Raw genomic sequence first — 18,596 nt, 5'->3', positions numbered from 1 at the left:
CCTTGCCGGATGCACACCAGCGCGCCGCACGACCCCTCCGACCTCGCATCCACCCGCCCGGCCGAGGGCATCACCATCGCCATCGACGGCCCGGCCGGCTCCGGCAAGTCCACCGTGTCGCGACTGGTGGCCGATGCCCTCGACGGCGGGATCCTCGACACCGGCGCGATGTACCGGTCGGTGACCTGGTGGTGCCTGGACCAGGGCATCGACCTCGCCGACCGTGAGGCCGTCGCCCGCGCCGCCGAGGAGATCGACCTCGTCCAGGGCACGGATCCCGCAGGCGCCACGGTCGTGGTCGCCGGCACCGACATCACGGCCGAGATCCGCTCCGAGCGGATCTCCCAGCAGGTCAGCGCCGTCGCCACCAACACGCTGGTGCGCGCGATCCTGCAGCGTCGCCAGCGCGAGCTGTTCTTCGCCGCGGCCGCGGAGCGCGGCTTCTGCGTCGCCGAGGGACGTGACATCACCACCGTCGTCGCCCCCGACGCCCAGGTGCGGGTGCTGCTGACCGCCTCCGACGAGGAGCGCATGCGGCGCCGTGCCGCGGAGCTGGACCTCGAGGACTCCGAGGACACCCGGGCGCGGATGGCGGACCAGGTCCTGCGCCGCGACCGCGACGATGCCACCGTCTCCGAGTTCCGCACCGCCGCCGAGGGCGTCGAGACCGTGGACACCACCGGCCTCGGTGTCGAGGACGTCGTCGAACAGGTCCTGATGCTGGTCGCGGCCGCCGAATCCGACCAGGAGGAGGCCCTGCACGGCCGTCCCGAGCCGGCGGCCCGGGACCGTGCGGTCCTCTCCGACCGGGGGCCTCGCGCCGAGGGCACCGCTGGTCCCACCGATCAGGAGGTCGAGACCGCACTGCGGGCAGGCCTGTCCGCCTACGACCTCGACGAGGAGGACCTGGCGCTGCTCACCGGGCACGAGGAGGAGGGGCCGCGCCTCGCCGTCCAGCGCAATCTCCCCGTCGTCGCCGTCGTCGGCCGCCCGAACGTCGGAAAATCCACGCTGGTCAATCGGATCCTGGGCCGTCGCGAGGCGGTCGTGGAGGACCGTCCCGGGGTGACCCGCGACCGCGTGTTCTACGAGGCGGAATGGACCGGGAAGGACTTCTGGCTGGTCGATACCGGAGGCTGGGAGGAGCGGGTCCAGGGCATGGCCCACCGGGTCGCGGAGCAGGCCGAGTTCGCCGTCTCCCTCGCCGACGTGGTGATGTTCATCGTCGATGCGAACGTGGGCATCACGACCACCGACGAACAGCTGCTCAAGGTGCTCCGCAAGGCGAAGGTGCCGATCGTGCTGGTCGCCAACAAGGTCGACGACGAGCGCGGTGAGCTCGAGGCCGCGGCGCTGTGGAATCTCGGCCTGGGGGAGCCGCATGCGGTCTCCGCCCTGCACGGCCGTGGTTCCGGCGACCTGCTCGACACCGTGGTGGGCGCCATGCCCGAGGAGGGCCGCGGCGCCCCCGCGGATCACGGACCGCGCCGCGTCGCGCTCCTCGGCCGCCCGAACGTCGGGAAGTCCTCGCTGCTGAACCGGCTCGCCCGGGAGCAGCGCGTCGTGGTCGACGACATCGCCGGCACCACCCGGGACCCGGTCGACGAGAAGATCACCCTCGGCGGCAAGGAGTGGACCTTCGTGGACACCGCCGGGATCCGACGGCGAGTCCTCCAGGCCCAGGGCGCCGACTACTACGCCTCGCTGCGCACCCGGGCGGCCCTGGACCGGGCCGAGATCGCCGTGGTGCTGCTCGAGGCCTCCGAGCCGATCTCGACCCAGGACCTGAAGATCATCGACATGGTCCTGGAATCGGGTCGTGCCCTGGTGCTCGCCTTCAACAAGTGGGATCTGCTGGACGAGGAGCGGCACAAGGCGCTCGAACACGAGATCGAGCGTGATCTCGCGCATGTCGCCTGGGCGCCGCGCGTGAACATCTCCGCCCGGACCGGCCGGCACGCCGAGAAGCTGGTGCCCGCGCTCGAGACGGCGCTGGACTCCTGGGACCGGCGCATCCCCACCGGACGGCTCAACGCCTTCCTCGGCCAGCTGGTGGCCGCGCATCCGCATCCGCTGCGCGGCGGCAAGCAGTCCCGCATCCTGTTCGCGACGCAGGCACGCACCCGACCGCCGCGCTTCGTCATCTTCGCCAGCGGGTTCCTCGAGCACGGCTACCGCCGGTTCATCGAACGCCGCCTGCGCGAAGATTTCACCTTCACCGGCTCGCCCATCGTGATCGGCGTGCGGATCCGGGAGAAGCGCCGGCGCTGAGCACCGTGCGCCGCGCCACAGCGGGATGCCGGGGCGCGGCGCCGCGGCGGGACCACGTATCGTGGGCACCATGAGCAATCCCGGTGATCACGGCTCCTGGAACCCCCAGGGGCACGACGACCGCGCCCCGCACGGTGCGCAGAACGACGCGGGGCTGCCCCCGCAGGATCCGTGGGCGCAGCCGCCCGCCTCGCAGGACCCCTACGCACAGCCCTCGTCGCACTCCGCCTCGGATCCCTACGGTCAGCAGCCGTTCGCCGGGCAGGATCCCTTCGGACAGGGACAGCAGGGATGGTCGGCGGCACCCGGTTCCGGGCCCTCGGCCTCGGACCCCTACGGACAGCCCGGCGCTGCCGGCCCGGTGCCGCCGGGCCAGGTGCAGAGCCGTCTGGTGGTGGGTCTGCTGGGCATCTTCCTCGGTGGGTTCGGGGTGCACCGCTTCCTCCTGGGCTACACCACCATCGGCATCATCCAGATCCTCGTCACCGTCTTCACCTGCGGCATCGGGGCGTGGTGGGGCGTCATCGAGGGGATCATGGTGCTGGCCAGGTCGTCGGCCTTCGAGCGTGACGCCTACGGCCGTCCCCTGACCGACTGATGCTGCCCGTCTTCCCTCCACGACAAGGACACCCGCTGCGATGACCTCTCAGCCCGCCGGACCGCTCCCGGACCGGAGCTCGCTCCAGACCAGCGCGATCATCCTGATCGTCGTCGGGCTGCTGTGCGGCGGCATGATCCCGGCGATCTTCGGCATCATCGCGCTCGTGCAGATGGACAGCGACCCCACCACCGCGCAGAAGATGAACAAGGTCGGCTGGATCATCTTCTGGGTGATGCTGGCACTGATGGTGCTGATCGCCGTCGGCGCGCTGCTGGTCAACCTGCTGGTGATCGGCGTGGTGTCGCTGCCCGTCATCATGGGCGGCTGACCGCGGCCGCTGCAGGAGGAACCCCCATCGCCACCCCGGAATTCGTCCTCTCGCTGCGCGAGCACATCGGACACGAGCTGCTGTGGATGCCCGGTGTCACCGCGCTGGTGCTGGATCCCGCCCGCACGCGGATGCTCGCCGTCCGACGAGCCGATGACGGCGCCTGGACCCCGGTCACCGGGATCATCGACCCGGGGGAGGAGCCGGCACGTGCCGCCGTCCGCGAAGTCGCGGAAGAAGCCAAGGTCGCCTGCCATGCGCTGCGGCTGCTCGAGGTCCGCACATTGCCCCCGGTCACCTATCCGAACGGGGATCGTGCGCAGTACCTCGATCTGTGCTTCCGGTGCGAGGCGGACGGTGAGTCGATGCCGGTCCCGGCCGACGGGGAGAACACCGAGGCGCGCTGGTTCCCGGTCGGCGCGCCACCGCCGATGAACGAGCGTTTCACGAGACAGCTGTCGCTGGCCCTGGAGGATCACGTCGAGACCCGGTTCCGGCGATGAGGGGGCAGGCGCCGCTGCCCGGCACCCGGGTCCGGATCGCGCTGACCGACCGCCCCGGCGACCAGGCGGTGGTGCGGGTGATCGCCGTCCCGCGACGGGACCTGGCCCACGCCGGCCGGCTGAGCCCCGCCCTCGCCCCCTTCGCCGAGGCGCTGCTGGTGGATGTCTCGGTCGCAGGCACGACGCTGCTGCCCGGCGCGTGGGTGGAGCGGGAGGTGCTCGAGCGCGGCGCGCCCATCGCTCCCACCCCGGTGACGGCCGCGGATCTGCGCCCACCGGCCGTGATCGCGGGCACCACCGAGCAGGCCGCACTGTGCTGGGGAGAGACCGTCTGGCCGCTCGATCTCGGCGGTGTGGTCGCGATCCCCGACAGCTCCCGGGCGGGCCCGCATCCGCTGTCCCGGCTGCGACGGCTGGTGCTGGTGGCCTCCGGTCGTCGGGCGGAGATCGCGCTGACGCTGTGGCGCGACCCGGAGTTCGAGATCCCCTGGCAGGACGTGCGGATGCTGCCACGGGCCGCGGCCTGGTTCGAGCTGGCCCAGGTCCCGCCCGGGATGCGATACGCCGATGCCGAGCAGGCCCAGGGCGTCGGCCGCGCCCGGCAGCACAGCTGAGCGGACGATCCGCACCGGACGCGCCGCGACGGGGTTGGTGTGATCCAGGTCGCACGCGCTACGATCGAGCCTCGCCCCGACGTCCACGAGGAGGTCACCGTGGCCCCAGGACCGTTCTCCCGGCCGTCCCTCGACCGCCGCAGCTTCCTGCGCCTGAGCGCCGGCGTCGCGACGGTGGTGCCGTTGGCCGCACTCGCGGGCTGCGCCGGTGCCAACGCCGATCCGGGCGTGATCCGGATCGCCTTCCAGCAGTTCGGCTCGGGCACCGTCAAGGAGCAGTGGATCACCGACGCTGCCGCGGAGTTCTCCGCCGAGAACCCGGAGCTGACCGTCGAGCTCGTCCCCATCGTCGCGTCCGAAGGGGACTACTTCACCAAGAACGAGCTGCTGATGAGTTCGCCGCGCACCAGCCCCGATCTGGTGTACGAGGACTCCTTCATCCTGCTCTCGGACGTCGGGGCCGGATACCTCCGGCCGATGACCGAGCTGGCCACCGGCTATGAGCACTGGGGTGACGTCGCTGATGCCTCGAAGGTCGCAGTCACCGGAGAGGACGGCGAGATCTACGGGATGCCGATCACGACGGACACCCGCGCGATCTGGTTCCATCGCGGCGTGCTCGAGGAGGCAGGCCTGCCCGGGGACTGGCAGCCCAGCACCTGGGAGGACATCCTCGACGCGGCGCGCGCGATCCGTGACTCCGACAGCGACGCGACCCCGTTCTTCATGTTCTGCGGCACCCCGCAGGGCGAGAAGGCCTCCATGCAGGGTTTCGAGATGCTCCTGTACGGCACCTCCGCCGAGGGGTGGCTCTATGACCGCGAGACCCGGAAGTGGATCATCGGCTCGACGGGCTTCATCGACTCCCTGACGTTCGTCCGGACGATCTTCGAGGAGGACCTCACCCTGCCGCTGGCCCAGCACCTCGATCCGAACATCTCCGAGACGATCTACAACACGCTGCTGCCCGAGAAGAAGCTCGGCATGCTCATCGACGGCTCCTGGATCTCGCGGACCTGGGCCGAATCCGCGGCTCGGCCATGGCCCGAGTGGCCCGACGTGATGGGTCTGGCGGACATGCCCACCCAGGACGGGGGCGGGAACGGCACCGTGACGCTCGCAGGAGGCTGGGGACTGTCCATCCCCGAGTACGTCACCGACAAGGAGATCGCCTTCCGCTTCCTCGAGACGCTGGTCTCCACCGAGAACCTGGTGGACTACGCGATCGCTGACAACCACATCACCGTGCGCGACGACGTCGCGGCGGACGAGCGCTACCAGGGGTATTCCCCGGCAGTCGACTACTTCACGAGGATCCTGAAGACCGCCTACTACCGCCCGGCACTGCCGGCCTACCCGCAGGTGTCCTCGGCGATCCAGGTCGCGATGGAAGCCGTGATGACGGGCGACAGCCCGGAGTCGGCGGCCGCCGCCTACGACGCCACCGTCATCGACATCGTCGGCCGCGAGAGCGTGCAGGAGGCCGGCGCATGAGCACCAGCGCGCCCGTGGCGGAGCACGATCCGCCCTCCTCCGCCACGCGCCCGACGCCGCCTCGACGGGGGAGGCTGGGCAACCGCCTGACCGCCGGCCGGGCGGTGCCGATGGTTCCCGCGTTCCTGCTGCTGGCCGGGTTCATGCTGGGGCCGATCGTGTACTCCGTGTACCTCGCCTTCACCGACAAGGCGATCCGCGGGGAGGGTGCCGAGCAGACCGAGTTCGTCGGCTTCTCCAACTTCACCGACGCCTTCGCCGACGCGGACTTCTGGAACTCCGTGGTCCTCACCGTGATCTTCACGGTGATCTCCGCGCTGCTCGGTCAGAACATCATGGGCATGCTGCTGGCCCTGCTCATCGAACGCGCCCACCGGGTGATCACCTTCACGGTGACCGCCATCGTGATCGCCGCCTGGATCCTGCCGGAGGTGGTGGCCGGCTATCTGCTGTACACGTTCTTCTCCCCGGACGGATCGTTGAACGCGATCATCACGGCGATCGGGCTGCCACCGCAGCAGCTGCTGTTCAGCGCCCCGATCTTCGCCGTGTCCTTCGCGAACATCTGGCGCGGGACCGCCTTCTCGATGCTGGTGTACTCGGCCGCGCTGAGCTCCGTACCCAGCGATGTCTACGAGTCCGCGGCCCTGGACGGTGCCGGGCCGCTGCGCCGGTTCACCTCGGTGACGCTCCCGCTGCTGCGACCGGCGATCGCCACCAACCTGATGTTGACCACCCTGCAGACGCTCTCGGTCTTCGGATTGATCTTCATCATGACCGGGGGCGGGCCGGCCCGCCAGAGCCAGACCCTGCCGCTGTACACGTACGAGCAGGCGTTCTCCTACGGTCAGCTCGGCTACGGCACCGCCGTGGCCCTGCTGCTGCTCCTGATCGGGGCGGTGGCCTCCATGGCGTACCTGCGTCTGCTTCCGGAGGAGGACAAGCGATGACCGCGACCCCCGAGACCACCGGCACCGCGCCGGCGCCGGCCAGCGACGACCCACCACCGCGGCCGCGCCGCACCGGCCTGGGGCCGCGCGAGCGCAGCAGCACGATCGCCAGCACCGTGGCGATGGTGGTGATCGGCGCGAGCTTCATGGTGCCGCTGCTGTGGGTGGTGCTGGCCTCCTTCAACACCGAGGCGACCTTGTCGATCTCGTGGCCGGAGAACTGGTCCCTGGGCAACTACGCCGCGATCTGGAACATGGAGACCACCTTCCGGCCGCTGCTGAACTCAGTGATCCTGTGCGGTGGGGCGGCGGCGGTCACGATGGTCACCGCGGTGCTGTGCGCCTACCCGATGTCGCGATATCGGTTCCGCGCCAAGCGGCCGCTGCTGCTGGGCATCATCTTCTCCACGGGGCTGCCGATCACCGCGATCATGATTCCGGTGTACGCATTGTTCGTGCAGGTGAACCTCATCGACTCGATGTTCGGTGCGATTCTCTTCCTCGGCGCCAGCTCCCTGCCGTACGCGATCTTCCTGACCAAGGGCTTCATGGACGGGGTCCCCGTGGAGATCGAGGAGTCGGCCTGGACCGAGGGGGCCGGCGTGTACCGCGCGCTGTGGTCGGTCGTGCTGCCCCTGATGCGACCCGGCCTGGCCGTGGCGGCGATCTTCACCTTCGTGATGATGTGGGGCAACTTCTTCGTCCCGTTCATGTTGCTGCTGAGCCCGGACAAGCTGCCCGCCGCGGTGACGCTCTACACCTTCTCCTCCCAGTACGGCCAGGTCGCCTACGGTCAGCTGGCCGCGTTCTCGATCTTCTACTCATTGCCCGTGGTGGTGCTGTACCTGTTCCTCGGCCGCAGCCTGGGCCAGGGTTTCGCGGCGGCCGGTGGCGTCAAGGGGTGAGGCGCGCCAGGGCCCGAACGGAGCCTTGGCACCGGCCGGCTCAGCGGAAGACGATGGTCCGCGAGCCGTCCAGCAGCACCCGCGACTGGGCGAACCAGGCCACGGCCTGGCGCAGAGTCCGGATCTCGGCGTCCTGCCCGATCGCCATCAGCTCCTCGGGTGAGCGGGTGTGGTCCACCCGCAGCACCTCCTGCTCGATGATCGGCCCCTCGTCCAGATCGGTGGTGACGAAGTGGGCGGTCGCCCCGATCTGCTTCACCCCGCGCGCATGCGCCTGCCGGTAGGGGTTGGCGCCCTTGAAGCCGGGCAGGAAGGAGTGGTGGATGTTGATGCAGCGGCCGGCGAGCTCGGCGCACAGCTCCGGGGACAGGATCTGCATGTAGCGGGCCAGCACCACCAGCTCGATGTCGTGCTCCTCCACCGCCTCGCGCACCCGATCCTCGAAGGCGGCCTTCGCGCCTTCACCGCGGGTGGGCCGATGTTCGAAGGGCACGTCGTAGAAGCCGGCCAGCTTCTCCAGGGTGGGATGGTTCGCCAGGATCAGCGGGACCTCGATCGGCAGGTGACCGGACTCCATCCGGAACAGCAGATCGTTCACGCAGTGCAGGGTCGTCGAACCGAGGATCAGGGTGCGCACCGGGCGTCCCACCTCGTCGATCTGCAGCTCGAGGCCGAAACGCTCCACCGCCGGGCCCAGTGCGGCCTTCAGCTCCTGGGCCGCAGCGGGGGTCCTGACCTGCATCCGCAGGTAGTAGCGATGGGTGGTGCTGCTGACGAACTGTCGACTCTCGGTGATGTCGCCATCGACCTCGAGGATGGCGCCGGAGATCGCGTGGACGATGCCGGGGGACTCGGCGCAGACCACGGTGAGGACGAACTCATGACTGGTCCCGGAGGGGTCTGCGGAGTTCGGGGCGGGGGAGGAGAGAGCGTTCATGGAGCCATTCTAGGAACATGCGCCGACCCGCACCCGTCTGTTCATGAGCGGCGCGTCCAGCGGGAGAGGTCGCGCCGCGTCAGTCCCGGCCGCGCCGCCAGAGCGCCGAGGGCCACCAGATGATCTTCCCGAGGTCGAGGGCCAGAGCGGGCACCAGCAGCGTGCGCACCACGAAGGTGTCCAGCAGCACGCCGAAGGCCACGATGAAGGCGATCTGGGCGAGGAACAGGATCGGGATCACTCCGAGCGCGGCGAAGGTCGCCGCAAGCACCATGCCCGCCGAGGTGATGACGCCGCCGGTCACGGAGAGCCCGCGCACCACTCCCTCCCGGGTGCCGTGCGCCAGCGACTCCTCGCGCACCCTGGTCATCAGGAAGATGTTGTAGTCGATGCCGAGGGCCACCAGGAACACGAAGCCGAACAGGGGCACGGCCGGGTCGGCGCCGGGGAAGGCGAAGAGATGCTCGAACGCCAGCGCGGAGATCCCCATCGCGGTGCCGAAGGACAGCACGGTGGTGGCGATCAGCAGCACCGGGGCCAGGATCGAACGCAGCAGCAGCATCAGGATCAGCGTGATGACCACCAGCACCACCGGGATGATCAGGGCGCGGTCGTGGGCGGAGGCGTCGTTGGTGTCGATCGAGGTCGCGGTCACGCCGCCCACCAGCGCCTCGAGGTCCTCGGCGGCGAGGTCCGCACGCACCTCACGCACCGTCGCCGCGGCCGCCGCGGAGTCCGCGGCATCCGACAGCGTCGCCTGCACCAGCACGTCGCCGCCGACCACCGTCGGCTCCGGCGCCGGGGAGCCCCGGGGCCCCTGCGCCTGGATGCCCTCCTCGGTCACCGGTGCGGTGCCGGCGGGGGAGTCCTCGGTGGTGACCGCCACCGACTCGATGCCGTCCTGGAGGAGCAGCTGGTCGGTGACCTCCTGGAGGGAGGACTCGGCGGTGATGATCTGCACCGGGGAACCGGAACCGCCCGGGAAATGCTCGCCGAGTGCGGCCTGACCCTCGCGTGCGGACGAGGCGGTGAGCACGAGATCGGACTGGGGCACCCCGTCGGCCTCGAGCTGGGTGACGCCCAGGCAGCCGACCGCGAGCACCAACGCGGTGACGATCCAGAGCCGTCGCGGCCGCCGCCGCACGGCCAGCGCGATCCGTCCCCAGACCCCATGGGCGGCAGGGTCCGCGCCGGCGTCCGGCGCGTCGGGCGCGAAGTGCGGGCGGCGCGGCCAGAAGGCGACCCGACCGGTGGCGTACAGCACGGCGGGCAGGAAGGTCAGGGCGGCCGCCATCGCGAAGACGATCCCGATCGCCGCCACCGGTCCCAGCGTGCTGTTGGACTTCAGGTCCGACAGCAGCAGGCACAGCAGACCGGCGATGACTGTGCCGCCGGAGGCGAGCACCGGCTCGAACGTCCCCCGGAGCGCCGTGAGCGTCGCCCGTCCCCGCTCCTTCGTGTGCCGCAGCTCATCGCGGTACCGGGCGACGTACAGCAGGGAGTAGTCGGTGGCAGCCCCGATGACGAGGATGAACAGGATTCCCTGGGTCTGCCCCGACAGCAGCAGCACGTCGGCCGCGGCCAGATGCCAGATGGTCAGCAGCGCCGCGCACAGCGCGAACAGGCTCGTCGACAGCACGATCAGCGGCAGCAGCAGCGAGCGGTAGACGATCAGGAGGATCACCAGCACGGCGGCGAGTGCGACGCCCAGCAGCAGCCCGTCGATGCCGGCGAAGCCTTCGGCGAGGTCGGCGGAGAAGCCGGCCGGTCCGGTCACGTACGAGCTGAGCTCGTCGGGCAGGCCGGCGGTGAGCTCCGCCTCGACCTCCTCGACGGCGGCGCCGAGATCGGCGTCGGCGTCCAGCGGCACGAAGACCTGCACCGCGCGACCGTCCTCGGAGGGGATCGCGGGGGAGACGTCCCCGGCGACCGTGTCCAGCGCGGCGAGCGCCTCCGTGACCTCGGTGAGCGAGGCGAGGGTCTCGTCGTCCATCTCCTCCTCGGCGGTGACCACGACGATCGCAGGGATCGATTCGGAACCGGTGAAGTCCTGGACCCGCTGAGAGACCTCCGTGGCGTCCGCGGAATCCGGCAGATAGGCGGCGGGATCGTTCGAGGAGACTTCGTCGACGCGACCGAAGTACGGTCCGCCGATCCCGGCGGCGACCAGCCAGCCGAGGATCAGCAGGGCGGGCAGCAGCACTCTCAGCACCCTCGGGAACGAGGGACCTGTGCGTCGATGGGTGGGCCCGGAGGGGGCGGCCGACGGCGCCGGAGAGGTCATGATGCTCCTTCGAGATGGGCGGAGCGCCACGTTGCCTGCGGCGCCCGGGAACAGTGTCGCACAAGTCGTTAGCCTGGCGAGAGATACGCCGAGTGAGCTGATGCTCGCTAGGATCAGGGTCATGAGCTCGTCGCGCCGCGCCGAGGACGGTCGCGATCAGCCCGCCGCTCCTCCACCCCTGTTCAGCATCGGTTCCAGCGATCCGGGGCAGGAGCTGGTCGATCGCCGGGGCCTGGATGACCGGGACATCGCCCAGATCGATGCACTGATGGCCGCCCTGGCCCGCCTCCGGGACGCGGAGCAGGAGCTGACCGACGCCTCCCTGCGGTACATGCAGCTGGGGCGGACGGACATGCGCGCCCTGCACTTCCTCATCGTCTGCGAGAACACCGGCACCCTCGCCACCCCCGGCGCCATCACCCAGGCGCTGGGGATCTCGAGCGCCTCGACGACCAAGCTCCTGGACCGGCTCGAAGATGCCGGGCACGTCCGCCGCGCACGACACCCCTCGGATCGTCGGGCCCTGGTGATCACCATCGAGCCCTCCACCCGGAGCGAGGCGATGCGCACCGTGGGAACGGCCCAGGCGCGCCGCGTGGATGCAGTCCGACGCCTGCTGCCCGCCGAGCGCGAGATCGTGACCGGCTTCCTCGAGGACATGGCCGCGCAGATCTCTGTGGACGGCGTGGACTGGAGCGCCTGCGAGGACGCCGGATCCGAGAGCTGACAGAGCCCTCCTTACCGAGCGGTCGGGTCGGTGACCTGCGTGCGAGAGAGGTCCCGGAGCATCGCCGGGACCGGGCGCTTGACGGGGTGAGCACCTCCGGGTGAGAGTCAGCTCACCGGCACTTACTTGCCAGACGGGGTGATCTTCGCTATGCGGCCGGGCGTGACGAGCGAGGTCGCCCTGCATCGCGAAGGAGGTCCCTCATGGACACCACCATTTTCGAACAGCACGAGTCCGAGATCCGCGGCTACTGCCGCGCGTATCCCACGGTGTTCGCCTCCGCCTCCAACGCTCGCCAGATCGACGAGGCCGGGACCAGCTACATCGACTTCTTCGCCGGGGCCGGCGTGCTGAACTTCGGGCACAACAACCCGAAGATGAAGGAAGCACTGATCGATTTCATCCAGGCGGATGGTGTCGCCCACAGCCTGGATACGTACACCACCACGAAGCGGGACTTCATCGCCCGCTTCCACGAGGTGATCCTCGCCCCGCGCGGCATGGACCACAAGATGCAGTTCATGGGCCCCACGGGCTCCAACGCGATCGAGGCGGCGCTCAAGCTGGCCCGCCTGGCCACCGGGCGGCGCGAGATCGTCGCGTTCAGCCATGGCTTCCACGGCATGACCCTCGGATCCCTCGCGGCGACCGCGAACCAGGCCTTCCGCCAGTGGGCCGGCGTGCCGCTCACCGACGTGGTGCGCCTGCCTTTCGAGACCGCCCCCGGCGGCCGCACCGGGATCGCCGACTACGCCGCTGCACTGCGCGACCCCTCCAGCGGGGTCACCGCTCCCGCGGCCTTCCTCGTCGAGCCGGTCCAGGCCGAGGGCGGTGTCAACCTCGCCAGCCGCGAGTGGCTGCACGAGATCCAGGACCTCGCCCGCGAGGTCGGTGCACTGTTCATCGTCGACGACATCCAGGCCGCCGTCGGCCGCACCGGCGGGTACTTCTCCTTCGACGGGATGGACCTGGACCCGGACATCATCGCCCTGGCCAAGGGCCTCGGCGGCTTCGGCACCCCGATCGCGATGACCCTGAACAAGCCGGAGGTCGATGCCCACTGGTCCCCCGGCGCGCACACCGGCACCTTCCGCGGACAGGGGATGTCGTTCGTCGCGGGCACCGTGGCGCTGGACTACTTCACCGACGAGTCGTTCCTCGCCGACGTCCTCGCCAAGGGCGAACAGATGCGCGAGTCGCTCACGACCATCGCCGCCGCTCATCCGGAGCGGGACTGGGAGGTCCGCGGCCGGGGCATGATGCAGGCCCTGGACACCGGGGACGGCGCCTTCGCCAAGCGGGTCCAGCAGGAGTGCTTCGAGCGGGGCCTGCTGATCGGCCCCTGCGGCAGCGGGGGTCGGGTGATCAAGCTGATCCCGCCGCTGACGATCCCCGAGGAGGACCTCGAGCAGGGCCTGACCCTGCTGGGCCAGGCCATCGACGCCGCGGCGAAGGACCTCTGATGCGCCATCGGTCCGATATGACCTTCGCGCCCGAGGAGTACCAGCGGAGGATCGCGGAGCTGCGGCAGCGGATGGAGGAGCGGGAGCTGGACGCGGTGATCATCACCGATCCCGAGAACCTGATGTACCTCACGGACTATCAGACCACCGGGTACTCGTTCTTCCAGGCGCTGGTCGTGCCGCTGGCGGCGGACTCGGTGATGATCACCCGTGCGCTCGAGGAGTCCAATGTGATCGCCCGGACCTGGGTGGAGCACTCCCGGCCGTACCCCGACGACGGCGACGCGATCCTCGAGCTGGTCAGCACCCTGCGCGACCTGCGGCTGGGGGACTCCCGGGTGGGGTACGAGCGCAACAGCTACTACTTCCCCGCCTACCAGCAGGACCGCTTCCACGACGCCTTCGGCGAAGGGCTGGTGGACTGCTTCGGGATCGTCGAGGAGGGGCGGGTGCGCAAGTCCCCGGCCGAGATCGAGGTGATGCAGCTCGCCGCCTACGCCGGGGAGGCCGGGATGGCGGCCGGCCTGCACGCCGCGATGGCCGGCGCCACCGAGAACGATGTGGCCGCAGCCATCACCTCGGCGATGTTCCGGGCCGGCGGGGAGTTCCCGGCGGTCCTGCCCTATGTCGCCTCCGGGCCCCGTTCGATGATCGGCCATTCCACCTGGGAAGGGCGCATGATCAGGCCCGGAGAGCACGTGTTCCTCGAGGTCGGCGGCTGCTACCGCAGGTATCACACGGCCATGATGCGCACGGTGGTCAACGGGGCGCTGTCGGACTCGATGCACTCCGCCCAGGAGCTGATGAAGCAGACGCTGGCAGAGCTGCGGGCCCTGATGAAGCCGGGGGTGACCATCTCCGAGATCGCGGAGCTGACCCGCTCCCGCATCGAGAGCAACGACGTGGGGGCGAAGCTGGTCACCCGGGCCGGCTACTCGATCGGGATCGCCTTCCCGCCCTCCTGGGACGAGGGCTACATCGTCTCCCTGCTGGAGGGCGACGAACGCCCGCTCGAGGAGGGGATGACCTTCCACCTGCTGCCGTGGATGTGGGGGGTGGACGGGACCAAGACCGTGGGCATCTCCGACACCGTCCACATCACGAAGGACGGCTGCACGTCGTTCTTCACCCTGCCGGAGGACTTCACCGTCCACGAGAGCTCCGCGCGCTCCTTCCCCGCCGGCGCCGTCCTCACGCCCCGCTTCTGAGAGGAGCAGCCCCTATGACCACACTGACTGCCACCGATCCCACCACCGGACGCGTCGTGCGCGAGGTCCCCGCCGCGACCCCGGCGGAGATCACCGCGCTCATCGAGCGCTCCCAGTCCGCCTACGCCTCATGGAAGGAGACCACCCTGGCCGAGCGCGCGGAGGTGCTGCGCCGGGTCGCCACCTACCTGCGCGAGCACACCGAGGAGCTCGCACCGCTGATGACCCAGGAGATGGGCAAGCCCATCGGGGAGGCCCGCGGGGAGGTCGCGAAATCGGCGTGGGCCGCCGAGCACTACGCCGAGTTCGGTCCCGAGTACCTCGCCGACGAGCATCTGGCCTCCGACGCGACCTCGTCCTACGTCCAGTACCTGCCGCTGGGCCCGGTGCTGGGGATCCTGCCCTGGAACGCCCCGTTCTGGGTCGCGTTCCGCTTCTGCGCCCCCGCGCTGATGGCGGGGAACACCTGCATCATGAAGCACGACCCCCACGTGCCGGGCTGTGCCGCCGCGCTCGAGGAGGTGTTCCGCAAGGCCGGTGCCCCCGACGGCGTGTTCCAGGCCCTGCTGGCGCAGACCGAGGATGTCGAGCAGGTGATCCGTGACCCCCGCGTCCAGGCGGTCTCCTTCACCGGCTCCGACCGCGCCGGGGCGACGGTCGCCTCGATCGCTGCGAGCGAGATCAAGCCCGCGGTGCTCGAGCTCGGCGGCTCCGACCCCTGCATCGTGCTGGCGGACGCGGACCTCGCCAAGGCCGCGGAGGTCTCGGCGCTCTCGCGGATCATCAATGCCGGCCAGTCCTGCATCGCCGCCAAGCGGGTGATCGTGGAGCGCTCGGTGCACGACGAGTTCGTGGAGCTGCTCGCCGCGCAGCTGCGGGATCTGGTGGTCGGCGACCCCCGTGACCCGGCCACGAAGGTGGGGCCGATCGCCCGCGAGCAGCTGCGGGAGAACCTCCATCGACAGGTCACCACCAGCGTCGAGGCCGGCGCCACCCTGGTGCTCGGCGGCGAGATGCCGGCGGGGGAGGGCTTCTTCTATCCCGTCACGCTGCTGACCGGGGTCCAGCCGGGGATGGCGGCCTGCACCGAGGAGACCTTCGGGCCGATCGCCGTGGTGATGGCAGCGGACGACGCGGAACATGCTCTCGCCCTGGCCAACGACACCCCCTTTGGTCTCGGCGCCGCGATCTGGACCCAGACCGACCGGGGGATCGCGATGGCGCGCCGCATCGAGGCGGGACAGATCTCGGTCAACGGGATCGTGAAGTCCGATCCGCGCCTGCCCTCCGGAGGGATCAAGCGCTCCGGCTACGGCCGCGAGCTGGGCCCGCACGGCATCCGCGAGTTCACCAACGCCCAGCAGGTCTGGGTGGGGCCCGTGAAGGGCTGACCCGGCAAGTATCTTGACGTCAAGCTATTTAGGTGTAGAGTCATGGGTAAGGAAAGGCTCACCTAAGTAGGGAGATGACGGGCGATGACTCGCGTCCATGAATTGGCAGAATTTGTCCACGAAAGCCGCTACGACCAGCTCAGCGGGGCGGCGGCGGAGCAGCTGCGGATCCGGGTGCTGGACACGATCGGCGTTGCGATCGCGGCGCAGGCCGCCGCCCCGATGAGCGCGATCCGCTCCCTGTTGGCCGACCTCGGCGGGCGGGAGGATGCGACCTTCATCGGCGGCGGCCGCGGTCCGATCGATCGAGTGGCCTTCTACAACGGGGCCCTGAGCCGCTACCTCGACTTCATGGACTCCTATCTCGCCGCAGGGGAGACCAACCATCCCTCCGACAACCTGGGCGCCGTGCTGGCCGCCGCCGAGTCCGTCGATGCCTCCGGCGCGGACTTCCTCGTCGCGCTCGCGGTCTGCTACCAGGTGCAGACGCGGCTGTCCGATGTCGCTCCGGTGCGTGCTCGCGGATTCGACCACACCGTGCAGGGGGCGTACGCCGCTGCGGCGGGCGTCTCCCGCGCCCTCGGTCTCGACGTGGAGCAGACGCAGAATGCGATCTCGATCTCCGGTACCGCCAACAATGCCCTGCGCGTCACCCGGACGGGGGACCTCTCCCACTGGAAGGGGCTCGCCTACCCGAACACGGCGAAGGAGGCGACCTTCGCGGCGCTGCTGGCGCAGCGGGGCCTGACCGGTCCGGCAGAGGTGTTCGAGGGCAACAAGGGCCTGCAGGAGACCATCACCGGGCCGTTCGAGATCGACTGGTCGCGCGAGAACCTGGAGAAGGTGCGCGAGACGATCGTGAAGAAGCACAACTCCGAGATCCACTCCCAGACCGCGCTGGACGCCGCCCTCGAGGTGCGCCTCCAGGACGGATTCCTCGCCCGCGCCATCGACCGGGTGGACCTGAGGACCTTCGACGTGGCCCACTCCATCATCGGCGGCGGCGAGGAAGGGGACAAGCTCTCGATCCGCACCAAGGAGGAGGCCGACCACTCCCTGCCGTGGCTGATCGCCGTGGCGCTGCTGGACGGCCAGGTCGAGCCCGAGCAGTATCACCACGAGCGGATCATCGCCGACGACGTGCAGGACCTGATGCGCCGTGTCCACATCACCCCGGACGCCGGCTTCTCCGCCCGCTTCCCGCGCGAGATGGTCGCCGATCTGACGGTGACCCTCGCCGACGGCACCGTGCTGACCGCTTTCGAGACCGCCTACGAGGGCTTCCACACCGATCCGCTGGACTGGGACGGGGCACTGCGCAAATACCGCCGCCTCGCCCTGCCGGTCGTGGGGCCCGAGGTGACCGAGGAGATCGCGGGCATCGTCCACGAGCTCGAGCGCCATCCCGTACGGCACCTGACCGACGCGCTGTCCCGCGCCGGATCCACCCATGGAGAGGAACCATCATGAACACCCAGAGCAGCTCGGCCCACGACGTCAGCTTCGACATCGTGCCCCGTGCGCACCGCCCGCTGAAGCCTCGCACCCACGGGCTGACCGAGATCCGCGCCCCCTACTACTCCACCTTCGGCACCCGCCATCTGCAGGACGTCCTCGACGTCGCCGGGCAGTGGGTCGACGGCATCAAATGGGCGGGCGGCTCCTTCGCGCTGGTGCCCAAGGAGCAGGTGCGCGCCTTCAGCGACATCGCCCACGAGCACGGCGCCTATGTCTCCTCCGGCGGCTGGATCGAGACGGTGCTGCGCTATGGCGAGGACGCGGTGGATGCCTACCTCCGTGAGGCCAAGGAGGTCGGTTTCGACACCATCGAGATCTCCACCGGCTTCATCATGCTGCCCACCTCCGGACTGCTGCGGCTGGTCGAGAGGGTGACGGCGGCCGGGCTGAAGGCCAAGCCCGAGCTGGGCATCCAGATCGGTTCCGGCGGGGATTCCGGAGAGGCCGAGCTGGCCGCCGAGGGCGCCAAGGACGTCGGAGACCTGATCGAGCGCGCGCGCCGCACCCTCGAGGCAGGCGCCGACATCGTGATGATCGAGTCCGAGGGCATCACCGAGAACGTGACCGAGTGGAACACCGCGGCGGTGGCGTCGATCATCAATGGCGTCGGCTTGGAGAACGTCATGTTCGAGGCGGCGGACGGCCCTGTCTTCGAGTGGTACATCAAGCATTACGGCAATGAGGTCAACCTCTTCGTCGACCACTCGCAGATCCTGCAGCTGGAGGGCCTGCGACAGAACATCTGGGGCAACAAGAGCACCTGGGGCCGGGTGATCAACCCGATGTTCAGCTGATCGACGGGTGAGGACCAGTGCCCGCACCGTGCCGGGACCCGTCACGATCGGGTAGCCGGTCGGCGCCGGGCCGCGTCCCGCATTGCCGAGACGGCGCGGGCCCGCCAGTCAGGAGGACGTCGGCGGCTCCTCGGGGCTGGTCGACAGCTTTGCCACTGTGATCAGCAGCGCGGAATCCATGATCGCCACGAGCCGGTGCCGCGCCTGGGGGAGGACCAGCAGGCTGCCCTGTCTCGCCTCCCAGCAGTCGTCTCCGACCCACAGCTGGACCCGACCCTCGAGGACGTAGATCGTCGCTTCGTCGAGGTTCTCCCGCTCGCCGATCTCCGCGTCCTTGAGCAGGCCCATCACGGTCTGGCGCAGCACCTTCTCGTGCCCGCCGAAGACGGTCTCGGCCGCACGACGCCCACCGGCGCGCTGAGCGGCCTTGATCTGCTCGCGGGCCAGGGCCTCGATCGAGATCTTCCTCTTCATGACGCCATCGTCGCATGCCGGGGGTGATCCCGGTCTCGAAATGCGCACAGGGAGCACTCCTGCTCGACCTCCCCCTTCTCGGCGAGGGCGCCACGACATCCGGGCGCCCCGTCCACATGCTTGCCCCAACGCAA

General features: G+C 69.8%; 17 protein-coding genes. 14 read left to right on the top strand and 3 right to left on the bottom strand.

What is annotated here, in order from left to right; genetic code table 11:
* Positions 1–9 precede the first annotated feature (9 nt).
* The 8 genes from der to CFK38_RS11825 all read left to right on the top strand — a co-directional run bounded on the left by der (position 10) and on the right by CFK38_RS11825 (position 7,666).
* Positions 10–2,271, top strand: a complete 2,262-nt coding sequence (gene der, locus CFK38_RS11860; RefSeq protein ID WP_096803255.1) for a bifunctional cytidylate kinase/GTPase Der — start codon at positions 10–12, stop codon at positions 2,269–2,271.
* Positions 2,272–2,341: 70 nt separating this feature from the next.
* The gene (locus CFK38_RS11855; protein WP_096804338.1) at positions 2,342–2,869 is read left to right on the top strand and encodes a TM2 domain-containing protein; all 528 of its coding nucleotides are present in this window, start codon (positions 2,342–2,344) and stop codon (positions 2,867–2,869) included.
* Between the two features lie 40 nt (positions 2,870–2,909).
* Entirely contained in the window at positions 2,910–3,200 is a 291-nt protein-coding gene (locus CFK38_RS11850; RefSeq protein WP_096803254.1) for a hypothetical protein, read from the top strand.
* Between the two features lie 86 nt (positions 3,201–3,286).
* Positions 3,287–3,703, top strand: coding sequence for an NUDIX domain-containing protein (locus tag CFK38_RS11845; RefSeq protein ID WP_096803253.1), 417 nt, complete (start codon positions 3,287–3,289; stop codon positions 3,701–3,703).
* Positions 3,700–4,317: a hypothetical protein gene (locus CFK38_RS11840; RefSeq protein WP_096803252.1), complete on the top strand. Its 618-nt coding sequence runs from the start codon at positions 3,700–3,702 to the stop codon at positions 4,315–4,317. The genes CFK38_RS11845 and CFK38_RS11840 overlap by 4 nt, the downstream gene beginning before the upstream one ends.
* A 99-nt stretch (positions 4,318–4,416) precedes the next feature.
* Positions 4,417–5,811, top strand: a complete 1,395-nt coding sequence (locus CFK38_RS11835) for an extracellular solute-binding protein (protein WP_096804337.1) — start codon at positions 4,417–4,419, stop codon at positions 5,809–5,811.
* Positions 5,808–6,761, top strand: coding sequence for a carbohydrate ABC transporter permease (locus CFK38_RS11830; protein ID WP_096803251.1), 954 nt, complete (start codon positions 5,808–5,810; stop codon positions 6,759–6,761). Before CFK38_RS11835 ends, CFK38_RS11830 begins: the two co-directional genes overlap by 4 nt.
* Positions 6,758–7,666, top strand: coding sequence for a carbohydrate ABC transporter permease (locus CFK38_RS11825; RefSeq protein WP_096803250.1), 909 nt, complete (start codon positions 6,758–6,760; stop codon positions 7,664–7,666). Before CFK38_RS11830 ends, CFK38_RS11825 begins: the two co-directional genes overlap by 4 nt.
* Before the next feature lie 40 nt (positions 7,667–7,706).
* On the opposite strand, the gene CFK38_RS11820 is transcribed toward CFK38_RS11825, so the two are convergent.
* The gene (locus CFK38_RS11820; protein ID WP_096803249.1) at positions 7,707–8,603 is read right to left on the bottom strand and encodes a formyltetrahydrofolate deformylase; all 897 of its coding nucleotides are present in this window, start codon (positions 8,601–8,603) and stop codon (positions 7,707–7,709) included.
* A 79-nt stretch (positions 8,604–8,682) separates the two neighbouring features.
* A complete protein-coding gene (locus tag CFK38_RS11815) occupies positions 8,683–10,887 on the bottom strand; it encodes an MMPL family transporter (protein WP_096803248.1) in 2,205 nt (734 codons plus the stop codon).
* Positions 10,888–11,008: 121 nt separating this feature from the next.
* On the opposite strand from CFK38_RS11815, the gene CFK38_RS11810 reads away from it, so the two are divergent.
* The 6 genes from CFK38_RS11810 to CFK38_RS11785 all read left to right on the top strand — a co-directional run bounded on the left by CFK38_RS11810 (position 11,009) and on the right by CFK38_RS11785 (position 17,988).
* Positions 11,009–11,614: a MarR family winged helix-turn-helix transcriptional regulator gene (locus tag CFK38_RS11810; protein WP_096803247.1), complete on the top strand. Its 606-nt coding sequence runs from the start codon at positions 11,009–11,011 to the stop codon at positions 11,612–11,614.
* Between the two features lie 203 nt (positions 11,615–11,817).
* The gene (locus CFK38_RS11805) at positions 11,818–13,077 is read left to right on the top strand and encodes an aspartate aminotransferase family protein (protein WP_096803246.1); all 1,260 of its coding nucleotides are present in this window, start codon (positions 11,818–11,820) and stop codon (positions 13,075–13,077) included.
* Positions 13,077–14,285, top strand: a complete 1,209-nt coding sequence (doeA, locus tag CFK38_RS11800) for an ectoine hydrolase (RefSeq protein WP_096803245.1) — start codon at positions 13,077–13,079, stop codon at positions 14,283–14,285. The genes CFK38_RS11805 and doeA overlap by 1 nt, the downstream gene beginning before the upstream one ends.
* A 14-nt stretch (positions 14,286–14,299) precedes the next feature.
* Positions 14,300–15,676, top strand: coding sequence for an NAD-dependent succinate-semialdehyde dehydrogenase (locus tag CFK38_RS11795; protein ID WP_096803244.1), 1,377 nt, complete (start codon positions 14,300–14,302; stop codon positions 15,674–15,676).
* A gap of 84 nt (positions 15,677–15,760) precedes the next feature.
* Complete coding sequence (locus CFK38_RS11790; protein WP_096803243.1) at positions 15,761–17,146, top strand: MmgE/PrpD family protein; 1,386 nt, start codon at positions 15,761–15,763, stop codon at positions 17,144–17,146.
* A complete protein-coding gene (locus CFK38_RS11785; RefSeq protein ID WP_096803242.1) occupies positions 17,143–17,988 on the top strand; it encodes a phosphosulfolactate synthase in 846 nt (281 codons plus the stop codon). The genes CFK38_RS11790 and CFK38_RS11785 overlap by 4 nt, the downstream gene beginning before the upstream one ends.
* A gap of 108 nt (positions 17,989–18,096) precedes the next feature.
* Here CFK38_RS11785 and CFK38_RS11780 read toward each other — a convergent pair whose 3' ends face one another.
* The gene (locus CFK38_RS11780) at positions 18,097–18,462 is read right to left on the bottom strand and encodes a cupin domain-containing protein (RefSeq protein ID WP_096803241.1); all 366 of its coding nucleotides are present in this window, start codon (positions 18,460–18,462) and stop codon (positions 18,097–18,099) included.
* Positions 18,463–18,596: the final 134 nt, after the last annotated feature.

Origin of the sequence: Brachybacterium vulturis (assembly GCF_002407185.1) — a bacterium.
Taxonomy (GTDB): Bacteria; Actinomycetota; Actinomycetes; order Actinomycetales; family Dermabacteraceae; genus Brachybacterium; species Brachybacterium vulturis.
The sequence above is the reverse complement of the archived record's forward strand: the minus strand, read 5'-3'. Positions and strand labels throughout refer to the sequence as shown.